Here is a 14,997-nt window from a genome sequence, read left to right on the forward strand (position 1 = left end):
AAAGCGCTACAATTAAGGTATTAAGAAGCAGGAGGTGAATGAAATGAGCCAAGAACAAGAGATTGAATTGGTAGTTGCGGAAGAAGCCGCAGAAGCGATTTCGGAGGAAGCTGTAGCTGAAGAAGCAGCAGCTGCTGACGAGGAAGTTGCCGAGGAAGAGGCTGCGGCAGAAGAAGCGTCTGAGGAGGAAGCATCCGAAGAAGCTTCGGAAGAAGCAGTTGAAGAAGCAGCTGAAGAAGCTGCTGCTGAGGAAGAAGTTGCCGAGGAAGAAGCGGCAGCTGAAGAGGAAGCAGAGGCCGCTGAAGAAGCGGATGAATCAGAAACGGACTAATGATGGCAATCATTTTAATAAAATAAGTGGGCTGTTTCCCGGACGTCAACGCGCGGAGAAGCAGCCTTTTTGGCATGTGTATCAACAGAGCCGAATTTTGAATTACGGTAAATTGCATATTGTTTAGTGCATAAAGGGCGCAGGTGTGCTACGATACGGATTGCTTTTGTTTCTCCGGAATGAAACGCGCCTCGCCACCAAAGGATGGCGTTAGCCGTTTCACCTTGAAGCAACGTATTTTGGAAGAAGGTGACATCTTGACTAACGCAGAGACGAAGAATGGACAAGGAAAGGCGAGGTCCGGCGAGCTGAATCTATTTATGCTCACATGGCCGATTTTTTTGGAGATTTTCCTATTTATGCTGATGGGCATAGCCGATACGTTCATGCTGAGCGCGATATCCGACAATGCGGTATCGGGTGTCGGTGCATCAAATCAGTATTTGCATATTGCGATTCTTATATTGGAAGTCATCGGTAACGGGGCATCGATTGTCGTTGCGCAATATATCGGTTCGAAGAAGTTTATTGAGGCGGCCAAAATATCGGCGTTAGCGGTCACGCTAAACCTGATTGTCGGGCTGATCATAAGCGGATTGTTCTTGCTGTTCAATCATGCCCTCCTGGAGCGGCTTAATTTGCAAGGCGAGATCCTGGATTACGCAAGCAGCTACTTATCGATTGTAGGCGGCATGATCTTCCTTCAGGCAATCATTAACTCGGTTTCGGCTATTATACGAGTACACGGTTATACGAAGGAAGCGATGTATGTTTCACTGGGCATGAATGTGATTCATATCATTGGCAACTACGCGCTCATATTCGGCAAGCTTGGCTTTCCGGAGATGGGAGTTCAGGGTGCGGCGATCTCTTCGGTTGTCAGCCGGTTTCTTGCGCTACTTATTTTCTTCTGGCTGCTCTATCGTATTATGGAAGTCCGGGTGCAGATTCGGTATTACTTCTCGCTGTCGAAGACGTATATCGGCAACATTATGAAGATCGGCATTCCATCGGCTTTCGAGCAGGTCATGTACCAGACCTGCCAAATTATTTTTCTCTATTACGCGACGTTCCTCGGAGCGTCGTCGCTGGCGGCAAGGCAGTATGCGTCGAACATCTCGATGTTCACGTATTTGTTCGCTTTTGCGATTGGCATGGGAACCTCGATCATCGTAGGTCGGCTCGTTGGAGCGGGCAGGCAGGACGATGCTTATAAGCGCGTATTCAGTAGCGTTCGTTATGCGAGCCTGTTCACCCTCATTACGGTTGTGCTTGTGATGCTATTCCGTGAGCCGCTCATGAGCATGTTCACGAACGACGAGGATATTATCCGGCTAGGAGCGAACGTGCTGCTGTTCAGCATCGTGCTGGAGACGGGGCGGACGATCAACATTATACTCGTCAACTCCCTTCGTGCCGCGGGGGACGCGAAGTTCCCGCTATGGATCGGTATGTTCACGATGGTGGGCATGAGCTTGCCGCTCGGCTACTTCTTCGTTTTCAAGCTCGATATGGGACTGGCGGGCATCTGGCTGGCGATTGCGTCGGATGAATGGCTTCGCGCCGTTATTATGTTCTTCCGCTGGCGGAGCCGGGCATGGGAGCGGCATGCGATCGTCAAGCCGACCACAGCTCCTGCGAAGGAGACAACTGTATAAAAAGACATGGCTTAGGCCGTCGAAGCAAACTGCATGATGCAGGCTGCTGCGACGGTCTTTTTTTTCAACAACTGACCAATTAACGTACAGTATCTGTTTTCTGCCTCTTGAAGGTACTTTGCTGGATTTCTTCTGAAGCGACGACGCTTAGTTGTTTGTTTGTTTGCATGGCTAACGGACATATAGGACACTAATGGCCATTATTCGGCCGCTGCTGCATCGTTACGGACACGACAGACCCTAACTGCACCATTCGAAGCGACTTCGCTGTCAAACACACCTGTTAGAGTCTTATGTGTCCATAAGACCAGCTAAACTCGTCAATCAAATCTATAAGGACCTCTGGTGTCCGTTAGGAGTAGTGGTAGTTTTTTTGCAGCGCACCATGGCTAACGGACATACAGGACACTAATGGCCATTATTCGGACGCTGCTGCATCGTTACGGACACGACAGACCCTAACTGCACCATTCGAAGCGATTTCGCTGCCAAACACACCTGTTAGAGTCTTATATGTCCGTAAGAACAGCTAAACTCGTCAATAAGGCTTATAAGGACCTCGGCTGTCCGTTAGCAGGAGCAGATTGTTGTATGCTAATTGGTCGGTCGTAGTTTTTTTTCAGGGCAGACAAGCTACGGACTATTTAAGAAAAAAAGTTGAAAAAACTTCTAAAATACGTTTGACAAATTCAGGAGAACCAACTAATATGAAGTCATGAACATTAATTAAGTTAGTATATAGTAAAATGTAAGTAAATTATAAATGACGTTATGGAGGAATTTAAAATGGCAAAATCAAATTGGACAGTAGACGCTTCACACAGCGCGGTGGACTTTTCCGTAAAGCATATGATGATTGCAAAAGTAAAAGGCACTTTCCACACCTTCGAGGCTAACATCGTAGCTGATCCGCAGGATCTGACTTCGGCCGAGATTGACTTCAGCATCGACTTAACGAGCGTAGATACGCGCAATAACGACCGTGACGCTCACCTTCGTTCCGGCGACTTCTTCGAGACTGAGAAGTACCCGGCTCTGACATTCAAAGCAACGAGCATTGTGAAAACAGATGACGGCGAATACAACATTACAGGCGACGTAAGCCTGCATGGTGTAACACGCTCGGAGTCGTTCGCAGCGAGCTTCGAAGGCGCGGGCAAAGATCCATGGGGCAATGAGAAAGTAGGCTTCAGCGCAACTGGCAGCTTGAAACGCAGCGACTACGGCTTAACGTACAATGCAGCGCTTGAAACGGGTGGCGTACTGATCGGCGACGAAGTAAAGATCTCGATCGAGATCGAAGCGAATATTGCAGCTTAATCGAATCGTTTATTAACGGCTTATCGGGCAATTGTCCGGTAGGCTGTTTTTTATTTTTATATTATGATAGGCGTATGATCAGGCAGACGAGGAGATATGGTTCATGGTGCATAATAGCGGGGAACGCGGCCGAATACGGAATATTGGTATTTTCGCGCACGTGGATGCGGGGAAGACAACAACTACGGAGCAAATCCTTTTTCATAGCGGACGGATACGTGCCTTGGGCAGTGTGGATGACGGCACGGCACAGACGGATTGGATGGAAGTGGAGCGAGCGAGGGGTATTTCGGTACGTGCAGCTGCAACGCGCTACACTTGGCGCGATGTGACGGTTAACGTGATCGATACGCCGGGCCATGTCGACTTCCTATCGGAAGTAGAGCGTTCGCTTCGGGTAATGGATGGAGCGGTACTTATTCTATCGGCGGTGGAAGGCGTGCAGGCACAGACGGAAGTCATCTGGCACGCGCTGCGGGAACGCGGTATTCCGACACTGCTGTACGTGAATAAGATGGACCGGGTAGGTGCGGACGCATGGCGAACAGTGCTGCAGATCAGACGGCTGCTGTCGGGCATGGCCACGCCTGTGCAGCTTCCGGTTGGAGCCGAGGATAGCTTCGCCGGCAGCAGGGATCTGCTGACGGATCAGGCATCAATGGAGGGAAGTGCTGATGCCGAGCGATTCGAGCAATTGCTTGTGGAGACGGCAGCGGAGCATGATGAGGCGCTGCTGCTGCAGTATATGGAGAGCGGCGAATTGCCGAGGGAAGAGCTGCGCGCTGCTATAGCCGAGCGGGCTTGCCGCGGTGAGTTGTTTCCCGTGCTGTTCGGAGCTTCGAACAAAGGAATCGGTACCCAGCCGCTCATGGATGCGATGACCAAGCTACTGCCTCCGCCTCCTGCTGATGGGACAACGGATGGACCGGTATCCGGCGTCGTCTTCCGCATCGAGCGTGATCCGGCGATGGGGCGTGTCGCCTATGTCCGCCTGTACAGCGGAACGGTCCGCAATCGCGATTCAGTTCGAAACGTGACGCAGGAGATTGACGAGAAGGTAACGCAAATAAGGAAGATCGACGGACAGCGGTCGGAGGACGTCGGGATGCTGGCGGCAGGCGATATCGCCGCCGTTTGCGGGTGGAATCAGGCGCGCATCGGCGATATTATCGGCAGCGCCGCTTATGTGCCCGGCGAGACGCGGATGGCTGTTCCGCTGCTGACAGTGCAAGTGCGGTGGAGGAACGAGGCGGAGTATACCGCCGTCGTCGCCGCCTTGCATGAGCTGGCGGACGAAGATCCGCTGCTCGATCTGCAATGGCTGCAGGAGCAGCGCGAGCTGCACCTGAAAGTAATGGGGCCGATTCAGGTTGAGGTGCTGACCCATGTGCTCAGCAGCCGCTTCGGCCTTGCCGTGGACTTCGGAGCGCCGTCTGTCATCTATAAGGAGACGCCGGCGCAGTCAGGCGAAGGCTTCATCGCCTATACGATGCCGAAGCCGTGCTGGGCGATCCTTCGCTTCCGCATCGAGCCCGGCGAACTCGGCAGCGGGCTTGTCTACGCCTCGCTCGCCCGGCCCGAGCGGCTGCTGGAGAGCTACCAGAACGAGGTCGCAAGGCGAGTGCCTGAAGCGCTTCAGCAAGGGATGTTCGGCTGGGAAGTGACCGATCTTAAGGTGACGCTGCTCGAAGGCGAGCATCATGTATGGCATACGCATCCGCTTGATTTCGCAGTAGCTACGCCAATGGGAATTATGGATGGCTTGGCGCGCACAGGGGTCAAGCTGCTGGAGCCGATGGTTCGTTTCCGGCTGTCTGTACCGGAGGAGACTGGCGGCAAGATCATGAACGAGCTCGTTCAGATGCGAGGACAATTCGATACGCCCGAGGTGCGGGGCGAACGGATGGAGATCGAAGGCATACTGCCCGTGGCGACGTCGCTCGACTTCCCGGCGAGGTTCGGGTCGCTTACGAAAGGACGCGGCGTCATGTCGACGTTCTTCGCAGGTTATCAGGAATCCCCGCCCGACGTGCAAGCTGAGCGAACGCGTACCGGCGTTAACCCGCTTGATCAGTCAAAATATATTTTGTATGTTCGCAAGGCACTTGCACAGTCTTAGTGCAATTTTGGCTCTACTCAAGCTCAATCCGCTCATACATAGTCCGATTAACCATGCTTGATACACCTACTGAACGTTGGAGCGGCAATAGCGGCAGTATGGGACACTAAATAGTCGGATTGACTTAAGATGCGGCGTTCATAGCGGAGTTAGGAGCGCCTGCGACGGAGAATAGCGCAAAAACATTGCGCTATTTGGGTCGGGGTTAGGTGTTTAGAGGAAATAGCGAAAGGTTATTTCGCTATTTCTGTACATGAGGCGCTCAACTGGGAGTGCGGAGCGCCTGCGACGGAAAATAGCGCAAAAACATTGCGCTATTGGGTCGGGGTTGAGGTGTTTAGAGGAAATAGCGAAAGGTTTTTTCGCTATTTCTGTACATGAGGCGCTCAACTGGGAGTGTGGAGCGCCTGCGACGGAGAATAGCGCAAAAACATTGCGCTATTGGGTCGAGGTTGAGGTGTTTAGAGGAAATAGCGAAAGGTTTTTTCGCTATTTCTGTTCATGAGGCGCTCAACTGGGAGTGTGGAGCGCCTGCGACGGAGAATAGCGCAAAAACATTGCGCTACTCAGCTGGGGGTTAGGTGTTTAGAGGAAATAGCGAAAGGTTTTTTCGCTATTTCCGTGTATTTTCTGTGCATGCGGCGCCAATAGCGGGAGAGCTTCATTTAGGTCCGCTTCTTGTCCCTGTACTGCCCCGGCGTGATGCCTTCCTGCTTGCGGAAGGAGCGTATGAAGTTCTGCGGGTTGTTATACCGCAGCTTGGCGGCGATGTCCTTGATCGGCATCTCGGAATCAGCCAGCCAACGCTTCGCCATATTGAATCGGTACATCGACAAGTACTCGCTGAAGGAATAACCGGTTTCCTTGCGGAAAACGCTGCTTAAGTAGTTGGCATTGTAGTGCAGTCTCGACGCGCATTCCTCCAGCGTCAGATCGGAATCGTAATGATGCTGGACGAGATCAATGATTTTCTCCGAAATGTTATGATATTGCGCCTCTTGGCGATCCTTGAAAATATTGACCATAGGAAGAACCGCTCTCGTCCAGAACCAATCCTCAATTTCCGCAGCCGTCCGCAGCTCCAATAACTCCTCCAACAGAGAGCCCTTCATCGGATGAATTTGTTTCAAACTAACCCCCGACTCCTGCATGACAATAAGCAGATTGTTCAGCAGCCGCGCGAGCGGAATCTGGTATTCCTGCGGCGATGACTCCACGCTGAATACCGCTTGCAGGAACAGCTTCACCAGCTCCTTCGATTTGTCCTTCTCCGCCAGCTTGATCGTGTCCATCAGCTCGTTCTCGATATGCGACGGATAGTTCAACTTCAAATAAGGGTTGCCCGCGTTAATGTTCTCGTATTGGATGATGATGCCCTCTCCAAGCTTCATGCGATGCTTGAGCGCCTCCAGTCCTTCGCGATAGGCGATGGGAAGCGACGCGAAGGAGCTAAGCGGAAGGCTCATGCCGATGCTGGCTTGCACGCTTAAGTAGCTCACAATTTGCTGCTGTAAATTTTCAGTGATTGCATACAACGAGCTATGGAACTCAGCGCGGTCGTCTTCGACGCTGCCGATCACAGTTACGACCGTATGGTCCATAATGACTGGAGAGAGCCGCTGACCAAACGGAATAAGCTCCTCAATGATGTTGTGAACGGCAAACAGCAGCAGCTCTAAGTCCTGCTTCGAATAGCGGCTATTCTCGAAGAAATCGATCTGCAGAGTGATGACGGCCATCGACTTCCATTCGCCAAGCTGCGCGCCGTAGCCGAACTGAATCAGCTTCTCGTTCAGCTCGCTCTGCTTGACGCTTCCTTGCAGCGCCCGGATCAGGAAGAAGGTGCGCACCTGCGATATATGCTGGCTGACTTCCTTCTCGAGCTGCGATTTCGACTGGAACAGGCGATGAACCTGCTCGCCTATTGCTTGGAACTCGTTCGACTTGCGCTTCTGAATATCGCCGAGTCTCTCGCCGATCTGATTCAGCAACAGCTGAATCGGCGAGTACATGCGCCGTGAGCCGATCCATGCCAGCAGCATGGACAGCAGGAGCATGAACAGGCAAATATAAAGCGTATAAAAGCCAATCTTTTTCGATTCCTTCGTCATACTGGCGATGGATGTCACGGATAAGTAAGTCCATCCGTTCAAATCGGAGCGGTAATACGTAATGGCATAGTCCTTCTGCTCCAGAACGGCGGTGAATTGGCCGGCGCTTTGCGACAGTTGCCCCATGGATAAACCGCTTACATCAATCGGTTTGCCAATAAGCTGCTGGTCGGGGTGAAGCAGAATACGATATTGATCGTCGACGATCATGATGCTGGAGGCGTTGTCTCCGTCGCTCTCGAGCAGATCCTGCAGGCTGCAGGTCGGAATATTGGCAAGCGCGAGCCCGAATTTCTCGAGGCCCGTCGTCGGGAACTTCTTGACGAGACTGATGCTGTAGCTGCATGACGCATTGTTCGCATTTTCTTCGCTGTAGAACCATTCGGACGGATTAAGCACCCAAGAGGTGCTCTCCGGCACCTGCATCAGGCTGGCCAGCTCTTCATATTGGGCATAGGACTTAAAAGGGTACAACCCGGAGTTCTTCACCATCCAGTTGTGGCGGTCGTTAACGAGAATGACATCCTCCAGCTTTGTATCGAACGATTGCATATGCCGAATCTCGTTGCGAAGGTCGTCGTACAGCATGAAGTCGTCGGCGGTTAGCGGGCGGTTCATCGCTTTTTTCAGCACGGTGGAGTTAATGACTTGATTCAGCGTGTGGTTGACAGTCGTCAGTTTCTGCTCTACATTTGAGTTAATTTGCATAATCAGTTGCATTTTTCCTTCATTTACATTTTTCTGTATTTCCTTGGAAGAAGTAAAGTAGGAGAATGCGCCGATAAAAATAACGGGAAGCGTGCTGAGCAGAACCCCGAACATCGTCATCTTGCTTAGAAAAGTTAAAGATCGCACGGTACCCATCACCCTATCTGAATTTAGATATAGTCATTATTTTAGTGATCATCGGCGGACTGGACAATAATCATCTCATTGCCCGATAATCATTTGCTTAGATTATGACGTGCAAAGCCTGCCGGGGCAAGCAGGAAACAGCTATTGGCACATGCTGCACTCGATATTGCAAGGGGGATTACGATGATAGAAGAGAAGCCGAACAGGCCAGGCAGTCTCTTGAAACGGACGGCATTTTTTCTGATAATTGCAATTGTATGCGCTTCCTGCAGCGGCAAACCGAAAGCCGACCCGGCCGCAGGCAAGGACGATCGGACATCGATTTCGATTATGGCGCCGCTCCACTTTCCGCATCCGCCCAGCGACGAAATAATCGCCCAGATCGAGGCGCTGACGAATACGACACTCGATATCAATTGGGTGCCGGACGGTATTTATACCGATAAGATGAATACGTCGCTTACGACGAACTCCTTGAAGAAGGCGACCTTCGTGAAGCACACCGATTATATTTTTATCAAAAACGCCATTCGTTCCGACTCCTTCTGGGAGATCGGGCCTTACTTGGAACAGTTTCCGAATTTACGGCATCTCGATGCCGATATATTAGCGCAGGCTGCGGTCGACGGCAACATATACGGTCTCTATACGGAGAGGCCATCCTCCAGGCAGGGCGTCATCATACGCGAGGATTGGCTCGATCGGCTGGGAATGAACAAGCCCGCTACGCTTGACGAGCTGTACGAAGTGATCAAGCAGTTTACAGTGAACGATCCGGATGGCAACGGCAAGCAAGATACGGTGGGGCTAGCCGATCGCAACGACCTCGTATTCGGCGCGTTCAAGACGCTCAGCTCCTACTTTGGGACGCCGAACAACTGGGGGCTATCGGCTTCGGGAAACGAGCTCATTCCAGAATTTGAGACGAAGCCGTACAAGGATACGATGAACTTCATGAAGCGGTTGTATGAGGAAAAGCTGATTAACGCCGACTTTGCCGTAACGAGCAAGGAAGTGCAGCGCGATAAGTTGATTCGAGGCGCTGCGGGCGTCTACATTGGCAGTATGACAGATGTGCAGCGGCTATCGGATGAAGCCAAGCAGATCAATCCCGAAGCAAGGTTTGCGCTTGTGAACCGAATTCAAGGCCCGGCAGGCTACCGTGTATGGTCGATACCAAACTATAACGGATTGTATTTGTTCTCGAAGAAAGCGATCCGGACCGAGGAGGAGCTGCTGGACATTCTCGCCTTTTTCGACCGTTCGATGGACAAGGATGTCGCAAATCTGTTGCGGTACGGCATCTTGAACAAGCACTATACGCTGAGCGGGCAGTCGGTCGTACTGCCGGAGGAAACGTCGCAGCTGCGGGTGACGGATGTCGGAGCGCTTTACACGCTAATGATTGCAGATCTTAGCAATCCAAACGTGCTGGAGGCGGCGGAGAAGGAGACGATGTGGGAGCTGGCGGAGCGTCTTAGCGCAGATAACGAGAAATTTCTCGTGAAAGACCCTACGATCGGACTGGAATCCAAGACGTACGACGAGAAGAGCATGGAGCTGTACAAAATCGTGTCCGATGCGACTTACAATTATATTTTGGGGCATCTGAGCGAAAGCGGCTTCGACGAAGAAGCGAATCGTTGGCGTCGCGAAGGCGGCAATGAGATTGCCAAGGAATTTATGGATGCTTATTTTATGAAATAATAATAGTACTAAAGCAAAGCCTGCTGCGTCTTAATTGACGCGGCGGGCTTTATTGCGTCGTTATTGCTCTAGCCAGTTATCATCTCCTCCGACAATAATCATCTTCTCAGATACGCGCCAGACAACGCCTAATATGGCCAAATGATTGTTTCGGCACTTCTGCGGCGGGTGCTAGATTGGAAGCGTACCAACCAAACCATAACGATAACTGGAGGTCAAAGAAGGATGAACAAAAAATCGTATTCGATTCTGTTATGCGTCGTGCTCGTATTCACCATGCTGCTGGCGGCTTGCTCGGGCAACAACAATAAAGGCGCGAACGAGGAACGGCCGGACCCTACCGCAGATAGCGGCGGAACGAAGGTAGAAGAGACCGCGAAGCCGGAAGAGCCAGAGGCGCCGACAGAGATTACGATCATGCTTCCTCTTAACACCGCAGAGACTCCGCCCGACACCATTAAGAATGAAATCGAGAAGCTGACGAACACGAAGCTGACTTATCAATTTTTCCCGGCAGATACGTACGAGGAGAAGCTGAACACTTCCTTCGCGACAGGTTCGCTGCCGCAGGTCACGTATCTGAAGAACCAAGCTACATTTATTCAAATGAAAGGAGCAATCCGCGACGGCCAGTTCTGGGAAATCGGACCTTACTTAAGCGAATTCCCGAATCTTAGCAAGCTGAAGGAAGAGATTTTGAACAATACGAAGGTAGACGGCAAGCTGTACTCGCTTTATATCGGACGTCCGCTGGCACGTCAAGGTTTGATCTACCGCAAGGACTGGGCAGATAAACTTGGAATCGCCCCGCCGGCCAACACGGAAGAGCTGTTCGCGATGCTGGAGAAATTCACGACGGGTGATCCGGACGGCAATAACCAGCAGGATACGTTCGGTCTAGCCGACCGTAATGATCTCGTCTACGGCGCATTCAAGACGGTCGCTTCCTGGTTCGGCACGCCGAACAACTGGGCAGACGTTGACGGCAAGCTGCAGCCGGAGTTCATGTCGCCGAAGTATGCAGAGACGATGGATTTCATCAAGCGGGTTCGCGACGCGAAAGCGATGAACGTCGACTTCGCGGCGACGAGCAAGACGGATCAGGTCAACCTGTTCACGAGCGGCAAGGCCGGAGCATACATCGGAGCGATGAGCGACGTTAATACGCTCATGAAGGATTTGGTCAAGAACGTGCCGACGGCTGTCGTCGATACGCACAGCATGGTTGCCGCTCCTGACGGTACGCTGGCGAGCTGGTCGATTCCCGGTTACAACAACGTTGTGCTGTTCCCGAAATCGGCGATCAAGGATGAGGCCGAGCTTAAGAAAATACTCGCTTTCTTCGACAAGATGATGACGCCGGAAGTAGCTAATATGATGTTCTGGGGCAAGGAAGGCGTACATTACACCGTCGTTGAAGGCAAAGCGAAGGCCGGAGACGATCAGGAACTGACGGAGCGCGAAGTGAAAGGGTTCAAAGACAGTCTGATCGGCGAGCCGGAGACGAACGGCAGTTACGAGGGCTTCCACGATCTAGAGGCGCGTATCAAAGCCGAGCAGTTGACGATCGAGAACGAGAAGATCGCGATCAAGGATCCAGCCGCGGCGCTTGATTCCGCAACGTATACGGAGAAGGGCACAGAGCTGCAAGAGCTGATTAAGGATGCAACGTACAAATACATCTACGGCTCGATCGACAAAGCGGGCTTCGACAAAGCGGTCGAGGACTGGAAGAAACGCGGCGGCGATCAAATTATCGAGGAGTTTAACGCAGCCTATCAGAAATAACGGTTGCTTCGCAACTGTTCAAGCAGGGAGAGGCTGCCTTCGCAGGAGGCGGCCTCTCACTCCCCGTGGAAAGGAAGGAATGGCATGCAGGAAACGGTTGTCCAGGCGGCTAAGCGGGGCAGAATACCGCAGAAGAGCAGCAGCGAATTGAAGAAGCGTATATGGAAAAACAAATGGCTCTACGTGATGCTATTGCCTGGCGTGTTTTACTTTATTATTTTCAAATACATTCCGATGTTCGGAATTGCAATTGCCTTTCAGGACTACAAGCCGTTCAAGGGTGTCGGAGGCAGCGATTGGGTGGGACTGAAGCACTTCGAGCGACTGTTCACCGAGCCGGATTTCCTTAATATTTTGACCAATACGCTGTTATTGTTCGGCATGAATCTACTGTTCTTCTTCCCGATTCCGATTATTCTCGCATTGATGCTGAATGAGGTAAGGATATCCTTCTTCAAAAAAACGTTCCAAACGCTTGTTTATTTGCCGCATTTCATGTCATGGGTCATCATCGTCTCGATCAGCTTTGTCATGCTCACGTCGGACGGCGGCATCGTGAATGAATTACTTGCTTTCTTCGGCTTCGAAAAAATCGATTTCCTGCTCAGCCCCGAATGGTTCCGTCCGACCTATATCATTCAGGTCATCTGGCGCGAGGCGGGCTGGGGAACGATCATATATTTGGCGGCGATCGCCTCGGTTGATCCGCAGCTCTACGAAGCTGCGAGAATGGATGGCGCAGGGCGCCTGAGACAAGTATGGCATATTACGCTGCCGGCGATCCGCAGCGTCATCGTCATCCTGCTCATTCTGAAGATCGGCGACGTGCTGGAGCTTGGCTTCGAGCATGTGTACCTGCTGCTCAACTCGATGAACCGCGAAGTCGCGGAAATCATCGATACCTACGTATATACGGCCGCTCTGAAGCAGGGCAAGTTCAGCTATGCCACGGCGATCGGCTTCTTCAAATCGTTCATCGGGCTTGTCCTGGTCATGCTTGCCAACAAGCTGTCCAAGAAGATGGGCGAAGAGGGCGTTTACTAATGGAAGGGGGCAATCTCAAGTGGTAGAAGACAAAACATTAAGCGGGCGCCTCTTTCAGGCGGTCAACTTTACGCTCCTGGCTGTCATCGCGCTAGTTACCGTGCTGCCGTTCCTCCATGTGGTGGCAGGCTCCTTCACGACAAGCGCGGAGATGGCGATGAAGAAGTTCATTCTCATCCCGACGATATGGAGTTGGGACGCGTATAAATTTATCTTTTCGACCGATACGATCTTCCGAGCGATGGGCGTCTCGATAGGGGTGACGGCGGTCGGCACGGTATTCAGCATGCTTATGACTGCTTTAATGGCTTACGGGCTGTCGCGCCGTGATCTTGACGGCCGCCGTGCCGTCATGTTCCTTGTCGTCTTCACGATGCTGTTCAGCGGCGGCCTCATCCCGACGTTCCTCGTTGTGAAGGAGCTTGGCATGATCGATAGCTACTTAGCCTTGATTATTCCATCGGCGATCAGCGCGTTCAACCTCATTATTCTGAAAAACTTCTTTCAGAACATTCCCGAAGGGCTTGAAGAATCGGCGAAAATCGACGGCTGCAACGACTTCGGCATCCTGTTCCGTATTGTGCTGCCCTTGTCGATGCCGGCCATCGCAACGATCTCGCTGTTCTATGCCGTTACCTATTGGAACACGTACTTGAGCGCCATTCTCTATCTTGATGACAGCGCCAAATGGCCGATTCAAGTGCTGCTGCGGCAGATCGTTGTATTGGCGAGCGGACTTGACTACAGCTCGGAGCTGGACTCCTCGGTGCCGCCGCCGGACCAAGCGGTGAAGATGGCTGTTATCGTTGTGGCTACGCTGCCGATCCTGGCCGTGTATCCGTTCCTGCAGAAGCATTTTGCCAAGGGCGCTTTGATCGGCTCGATCAAAGGATAGAGAGGAGAGCATATTCATGTTACACCAGACGACTGCAACACCGATTGAATGGGCAAGAGCGGCCTGCGATTCGTTAATGAGCGTTTACTTGCCGGAAGAGCTTCCTCCGGCGGGCCGCTGGCATTATCATCAGGGCGTCTTCCTATGCGGCATGGAAATGCTGTGGGAGGCGGATCGCGACGAGCGATACGACGCATATATCAAGCGTTACGTTGATCAATTGGTCGACGATCATGGCAGCTTCTACTTTGCGCGCGATGAACTTGATGCGATTCAAGCAGGCTTATTGCTGTTCCGCCTTGATGAGCGGAACGGCGGGAGCAAGTATCGCGCCGCGGCCGATAAGTTATGCTCGTTATTCCAAACGCTTAACCGTACCTCGGAGGGCGGCTTCTGGCATAAGGATAAGTACCCGTACAATATGTGGCTGGACGGTCTCTACATGGGCGGCGTCTTCGCTTTGAAATACGCACGGGCATACGGAAATAATGGATTGCGCGACATGGTGCTGCATCAAGAACAGCTCATGCACCGGCATATGTACGATGAGCGGACGGGCTTGTTGTACCATGGGTGGGACGAGAGCCGCATGATGCCGTGGGCGAATAAGGAGACCGGCTGTTCACCCGAGTTCTGGGGCCGTTCGCTTGGCTGGTACGGACTTGCAATCGCGCAGTTTATGGATGAGCTGCCCGAGGAGCATGAGGGACGCGACGAGCTTGCCGCCTCGCTAGCCGATTTCGCGAAGGCACTGATGCGATACCAGGACGCAGAGAGCGGTCTTTGGTATCAGGTCGTGGATAAGGGGCATTTGGCCGATAATTGGCTGGAGACGTCCTGCACTTGCTTGTTCGTCTATACGCTGGCTAAGGCATACAAGCTTGGGCTTATAGGCGAAGATGGCTTGCATGCGGCGAAGCGGGGCTTTGAGGGACTGGCGATGGTATGCCGTGTTGATGAGCGGGGCCGATTTATTTTGCCGGACATCTGCATTGGAACGTCGGCCGGCGATTACGAGAATTACGTCACTCGTCCGACGAGCGAGAATGATCTGCATGGCGTTGGCGCTTTCGTCATGGCGTGTGTCGAGATGCAGGCGCTGATCGGCGAGTAAGCGAAAAAGAGCTGTCCATAAGAGCGGGCTAACCGCTCTTATATAGGACAGCTCT

Annotated in this window: 10 protein-coding genes; 9 read left to right on the forward strand and 1 reads right to left on the reverse strand. The window is 52.3% G+C overall.

The window, feature by feature from the left end:
• Nucleotides 1–43 precede the first annotated feature (43 nt).
• The 4 genes from V8F51_RS13495 to V8F51_RS13510 all read left to right on the forward strand — a co-directional run bounded on the left by V8F51_RS13495 (nucleotide 44) and on the right by V8F51_RS13510 (nucleotide 5,428).
• The gene (locus tag V8F51_RS13495; protein WP_337100791.1) at nucleotides 44–331 is read left to right on the forward strand and encodes a hypothetical protein; all 288 of its coding nucleotides are present in this window, start codon (nucleotides 44–46) and stop codon (nucleotides 329–331) included.
• Nucleotides 332–510: 179 nt separating this feature from the next.
• On the forward strand, nucleotides 511–1,989 hold the full coding sequence (locus tag V8F51_RS13500) for an MATE family efflux transporter (RefSeq protein ID WP_337100792.1): 1,479 nt from the start codon (nucleotides 511–513) through the stop codon (nucleotides 1,987–1,989).
• Nucleotides 1,990–2,775: 786 nt separating this feature from the next.
• Nucleotides 2,776–3,309, forward strand: a complete 534-nt coding sequence (locus V8F51_RS13505; protein ID WP_337100793.1) for a YceI family protein — start codon at nucleotides 2,776–2,778, stop codon at nucleotides 3,307–3,309.
• A gap of 103 nt (nucleotides 3,310–3,412) precedes the next feature.
• On the forward strand, nucleotides 3,413–5,428 hold the full coding sequence (locus V8F51_RS13510; RefSeq protein ID WP_337100794.1) for a translation factor GTPase family protein: 2,016 nt from the start codon (nucleotides 3,413–3,415) through the stop codon (nucleotides 5,426–5,428).
• Between the two features lie 665 nt (nucleotides 5,429–6,093).
• Here V8F51_RS13510 and V8F51_RS13515 read toward each other — a convergent pair.
• Complete coding sequence (locus V8F51_RS13515; RefSeq protein WP_337100795.1) at nucleotides 6,094–8,367, reverse strand: AraC family transcriptional regulator; 2,274 nt, start codon at nucleotides 8,365–8,367, stop codon at nucleotides 6,094–6,096.
• 171 nt (nucleotides 8,368–8,538) lie between these two features.
• Here V8F51_RS13515 and V8F51_RS13520 point away from each other — a divergent pair, with 171 nt between their 5' ends.
• The 5 genes from V8F51_RS13520 (at nucleotide 8,539) to V8F51_RS13540 (ending at nucleotide 14,942) form a co-directional block, all read left to right on the forward strand.
• A complete protein-coding gene (locus tag V8F51_RS13520) occupies nucleotides 8,539–10,101 on the forward strand; it encodes an extracellular solute-binding protein (RefSeq protein ID WP_337100796.1) in 1,563 nt (520 codons plus the stop codon).
• Nucleotides 10,102–10,326: 225 nt separating this feature from the next.
• On the forward strand, nucleotides 10,327–11,889 hold the full coding sequence (locus V8F51_RS13525; RefSeq protein WP_337100797.1) for an extracellular solute-binding protein: 1,563 nt from the start codon (nucleotides 10,327–10,329) through the stop codon (nucleotides 11,887–11,889).
• Between the two features lie 84 nt (nucleotides 11,890–11,973).
• The gene (locus tag V8F51_RS13530; protein ID WP_337100798.1) at nucleotides 11,974–12,933 is read left to right on the forward strand and encodes an ABC transporter permease; all 960 of its coding nucleotides are present in this window, start codon (nucleotides 11,974–11,976) and stop codon (nucleotides 12,931–12,933) included.
• Nucleotides 12,934–12,952: 19 nt separating this feature from the next.
• Nucleotides 12,953–13,828, forward strand: a complete 876-nt coding sequence (locus V8F51_RS13535) for a carbohydrate ABC transporter permease (protein ID WP_337100799.1) — start codon at nucleotides 12,953–12,955, stop codon at nucleotides 13,826–13,828.
• Nucleotides 13,829–13,844: 16 nt separating this feature from the next.
• A complete protein-coding gene (locus V8F51_RS13540) occupies nucleotides 13,845–14,942 on the forward strand; it encodes a glycoside hydrolase family 88/105 protein (protein WP_337100800.1) in 1,098 nt (365 codons plus the stop codon).
• Nucleotides 14,943–14,997: the final 55 nt, after the last annotated feature.

Origin of the sequence: Paenibacillus sp. YIM B09110, from assembly GCF_037167145.1 — a bacterium.
Lineage (GTDB): Bacteria > Bacillota > Bacilli > Paenibacillales > Paenibacillaceae > Pristimantibacillus.

What these genes read in the sequence shown, in the direction of transcription:
- V8F51_RS13510 (WP_337100794.1), top strand. Translation starts at nt 3,413, where the DNA reads ATGGTGCATAATAGCGGGGAACGCGGCCGAATACGGAATATTGGTATT.
- V8F51_RS13525 (WP_337100797.1), top strand. Translation starts at nt 10,327, where the DNA reads ATGAACAAAAAATCGTATTCGATTCTGTTATGCGTCGTGCTCGTATTC.
- V8F51_RS13540 (WP_337100800.1), top strand. Translation starts at nt 13,845, where the DNA reads ATGTTACACCAGACGACTGCAACACCGATTGAATGGGCAAGAGCGGCC.
- V8F51_RS13515 (WP_337100795.1), bottom strand. Translation starts at nt 8,367, where the DNA reads ATGACGATGTTCGGGGTTCTGCTCAGCACGCTTCCCGTTATTTTTATC.
- V8F51_RS13500 (WP_337100792.1), top strand. Translation starts at nt 511, where the DNA reads ATGAAACGCGCCTCGCCACCAAAGGATGGCGTTAGCCGTTTCACCTTG.
- V8F51_RS13530 (WP_337100798.1), top strand. Translation starts at nt 11,974, where the DNA reads ATGCAGGAAACGGTTGTCCAGGCGGCTAAGCGGGGCAGAATACCGCAG.
- V8F51_RS13495 (WP_337100791.1), top strand. Translation starts at nt 44, where the DNA reads ATGAGCCAAGAACAAGAGATTGAATTGGTAGTTGCGGAAGAAGCCGCA.
- V8F51_RS13505 (WP_337100793.1), top strand. Translation starts at nt 2,776, where the DNA reads ATGGCAAAATCAAATTGGACAGTAGACGCTTCACACAGCGCGGTGGAC.